General features: G+C 46.8%; 5 protein-coding genes. 4 read left to right on the top strand and 1 reads right to left on the bottom strand.

Annotation, left to right across the window (positions count from 1 at the left end; translation table 11 throughout):
* The 4 genes from GX117_00785 to GX117_00770 form a co-directional block, all read left to right on the top strand.
* On the top strand, positions 1-359 hold a 359-nt coding region (locus GX117_00785; protein NLO31879.1), incomplete at its 5' end, for an IS30 family transposase.
* A gap of 395 nt (positions 360-754) precedes the next feature.
* Positions 755-1,801 (top strand): radical SAM protein, encoded by a 1,047-nt coding sequence (locus GX117_00780; GenBank protein NLO31878.1) that lies wholly within the window; start codon positions 755-757, stop codon positions 1,799-1,801.
* Positions 1,798-2,823 (top strand): glycosyltransferase family 2 protein, encoded by a 1,026-nt coding sequence (locus GX117_00775; GenBank protein NLO31877.1) that lies wholly within the window; start codon positions 1,798-1,800, stop codon positions 2,821-2,823. Before GX117_00780 ends, GX117_00775 begins: the two co-directional genes overlap by 4 nt.
* A 136-nt stretch (positions 2,824-2,959) precedes the next feature.
* A complete protein-coding gene (locus tag GX117_00770; protein NLO31876.1) occupies positions 2,960-3,757 on the top strand; it encodes a hypothetical protein in 798 nt (265 codons plus the stop codon).
* A 57-nt stretch (positions 3,758-3,814) separates the two neighbouring features.
* Here GX117_00770 and GX117_00765 read toward each other — a convergent pair.
* Positions 3,815-4,102: hypothetical protein (locus GX117_00765; protein ID NLO31875.1), on the bottom strand; the 288-nt coding region annotated here is incomplete at its 5' end.

The raw sequence follows: 4,102 nt of genomic DNA, 5'->3' as shown, positions 1-4,102 counted from the left end.
GCCCCGCAATTGTTGTTTCCCGTACGCGTTTAGGAGACCTGGAAGGCGACACGATCATTGGTTGTGGGCATAGCGGCACTATTGTTACTTTAGTTGATCACAAATCTTTGTACCTATTTGCTGCCCTTTGTGCTACAAAACATGCTAGCGTGGCAGCGCAGGCTACAATAGATCTTTTAAAAAAGGTCGGTCCGAAATATCTTCACACGATAACCTTTGAAAACGGTACAGAATTTTCTGCTCATAAATACATTGCTGAAGAATTATCCATAGCGGTGTATTTCGCACGCCCCTACTGCTCAAACGATCGCGCTAGGAACGAAAATACCAATGGGCTTTTAAGTCAATACTTTCTCTAAAAGACTCGTTTTAATACAATTTCCGAAGAGCAGTTATAAAGGGCTATTCAAGATTTAAATAATAGACCAAGGAAAACACTTAGTTACAGAAATCCTGCCGAAGTCTTTTTTCAGGAAAGGGTTGCAATTCGAGTTTGGACCTGGGGAGGTTTGTTTCGAAGTTATGTGGTGTCATATAATTGAAACTTACCGGCGTATCCGGATTCTCTTTATGTATTTTTTGTGGTAAGATACGGTTGGTTGAACATCGCTATGCCACGACATTTATCCTTCCCAGAGTATTTTTTGAACTGCTGAAAAATTTAGATTCACAGTATTTTTTGAATCTCTTAAAGTAATAGATTTAAAAAAACAAGATAGTACCGGCAGGTTACTGCCTTTAGGGCGGCTCTTCGTTGAACGTCAATACACTAATCAGGCTTTATCGTGCACTTATACGTGGGGAACGCCCGAATTATGTTATTGCCTTCGTGACGGGTCGATGCAATCTCAGATGTAGTTATTGTTGTTATGCCGCGCAAAATGTCCGTCCATTTTCTAAGACGAATGAATTGACTTCGGAGCAATGGGCGTCCGTTTTCAAGGGGCTTGACGGGCTTGTTCATTTGACAATAACCGGCGGAGAGCCATTTTTACGCGAAGACTTATCTGATCTAATATGTGCAATGGTACACAGCAGTAAGACGCCGAGAATCAGCATCAATACCAACGGTCTTTTGACAGACAGAATTCTCTCCACACTTGAGGATGTTCTATCGCGTACAACTTGTTTAGATATAGCTCTGGCTGTTTCCATCGATGGATTGGAAGCGGTGCATGACAGGCTCCGTGGATTACCCGGTGCTTATCAGGTTGCTTACAGCACGGTGAAAGGGGCATCGGCGCTGGCGGAACGCCATAACAATCTGACTGTACGGGTGGCTTCGGTTCTCTGTGAAGACAATGCCGATGATTTAGGATCTTTCATTGAAGAGACAGCTGCTTGGCCCATAGATTTTCATGATATCGGACTTGTTCGCGATGTTTCGGATACGGTCCAGCGCAAGTTGGCAAAGACTTATGCCCTATTGACCGAAAGACAGCTTAAACAGGGGTCATTACGTTATTTGGGAGGTTTGGAATGGCGTTTACAACGCCAACTACGGCGTGAGGTGCTCTCGCGGATAAACCGCCCCAAGGGTCATTCTCGCTGTCTCGCAGGAGGTCGGTTGATGGAAGTATTTCCTGACGGTACGATAAGAGGCTGTGAAATGGGCAAGATGTGGAGCGAGTCGGTCATCGTGAACGGCGGCGCAACAGTGATGCCTCTCAAGGATGCCGTTGAACTTCCTGAAGCGGCGCGTTTTCGTCTTCGGGCAGCACAATGCAGTTGTAGTTTTGAATGTGCAATTGCCTGTAGTACCGTGTTTCAACCTCAAAATTGGTGGAGGTTGTTGTTTTGACGGCTTTACCGGAAGTATCGATTATCATTCCGGCCCACAATGAAGTCCGGCGAATTTCCCAATGCTTGGAAGCGCCGTTACATTGTATGGCGGAACGGGGGTGGGAAGTAATTGTCGTTGATGATGCTTGTACGGATGGAACCGGAGACGTTGCCGGCGCTTTGGGGGTAAAAGTGATTGCTTTATCTAAAAATAGAGGCGTTGCTGCTGCGCGCAATGCGGGTGCTCAAGCTGCTTCCGGAGGGATACTTATTTTTTTGGATGCAGATATTATCGTATTAAAAGAAACATTGTATACTCTTTTTGATTACTTGCAGACCCATGATCAAGTCTGTTCGGTCGGCGCTTGCCCCGGTAAAAATCTCAATAAGGTGTGGAGTTCTTGGTTTTTATATCTATTATGTCAATGGTACATTAAATGTTATGTTCGCGCTGATGAAAATGTTTCTTGTTTTCCGTCAGAATGCGGCGCAGTCCGGCGTACGGTTTTTGAGGAAATGGGAGGATTCCCTGAAACGCATGGCGGTGTCGGTATGGAGGAGTACAGCCTCGGTCATTCTATGGAACGTTGTGGGCACCACAATGTTCTTCTTCCCGATATCCAATATTGCACTTACTATAACTCTGTAAGTCAGCGTTGTATAGAATTGGTTGCCCGTACAGCGCGTTGGGTACCTTTATTTCTGCGCCGTCGCCGTTTTGAGCCTGTCGTGGGTTCCAAGATACCTGTATCAGAGATTTTTTCCTGTTTTCTCGTGTTGATGTGCCTCTTATTCTTGTTTGCCGGTATCTTTTTCCATCCCCTTTGGTGGGCGGAGCCTATGTTTTTGTCTGTCCATTTTTTTGTTCAAATACCTTGGCTCTATTATATTTTACGCCACGGGGACGGCGGTATTTATTTGGCGTTTTGGGGCTGGCCCATAACCTTTATTACACATCTTTTCACCGTTTTAGGATTTGCATGGGGGGTGGTGCGTTTGCTTTGGCGTCGTGATGTGAGACGTAGGGAAAAGGCTGTGTAAGATCCCATAGTCCTTTTTTACTGTTCTTTTGAATCCGGGCGTGTGCAAAAGTAAATATGTATTTGTTGTCTGTATTGTGTTATAAACAGGAGAGGTGACTTAATATTGACCTTGGTAAATAAAAGGAGTATTTACAGTGAAACTTGTTCTTCCCGGGCTTTTGCTTGCTATGCCGTTTTTTTCTGCTATGGGCGAACCCACGCTCACCGTCGTCACCTATAATATCCATCATGCCGAAGGTCTTGACGGTGTCGTTGATTTGGATCGGATTGCAGGTATTTTGCGTGCCCTTGATCCCGATGTGATTTTCTTGCAGGAGATCGACCGTAATCTTTCGCGCACAAGCCGACAGGATTTTCCCGCTCTTTTTTCCGAAAAATTAGGGATGGAAGTCTTTTTTGAAGCCAATTATCTTTTTGATAACGGCGAATATGGAAATGCTACCTTGACACGGCTGCCCGTCAAGGAGCATGAAAATATAGCGCTGCCCAACCCGATGAATGTGGAGCCTCGCGGTTGCTTGCGTGTGACCGTCGAATGGGAGGGACAGCTGATTGATGTGATGAATACGCACCTTGGCTTGAAAGGTCAAGAGCGTTTGGCGCAGGCAGAGGCGATCGTCGCCCGCATGAGCGACCGCCCCATTATCCTTGGCGGCGATATGAATGAGAATTTGACGGCTCCCGCGTTGCAGCGTTTTACGGCAAAGCTGAAGGACACGTTGATCGAAGACGCCGACGGCAAGGGTAATTCTTTTCCGGCTGAGGCACCACGGCGCAGAATTGATTTCATTCTTGTGTCGGAAGAGTTTGAAGTCCTGTCATCTTCCATGGTGATCAATGAGGAAACGCGCGTCGGATCGGATCATTTGCCTTATGTCACGACACTGCGCCGTGCCGGTGCTGCGAAGGCGGAGGACGACGGGGAGAAGTAGACGACCGAGTCAGAGAACAGCGGCAACGATAAGGGGATTGCTGTTCGTGTGTGCCCGCTACTTGTTGCGTGCCTTGATTTCTTCGATGGCACGCTGCAAGACAAGATCTTTATTCTTTAAGAAGAACTCGGCACAGGTGTCCATGTTAATGGGCAGGTCAATATCCGGCGTGACACGGCTTTTCATATTGCTTGTAGTCGCGATGCGTATGGCATTGGTGCTGTCTAAATATCTGCCGATAGGATAGGTGACCCGATAGCCGCCGGGCATGGTGATTTGTCCGCCGGGATAGCTCCAAGAACCATCGGTGCCCGAGAAACCAATTAAGGCGACATTGGGCAGTTG

This window comes from Candidatus Hydrogenedentota bacterium (assembly GCA_012523015.1).
Classification (GTDB): domain Bacteria; phylum Hydrogenedentota; class Hydrogenedentia; order Hydrogenedentales; family CAITNO01; genus JAAYBJ01.
Note: the sequence above shows the minus strand (reverse complement) of the source record. Positions and strands in the feature narration are given on the sequence as shown.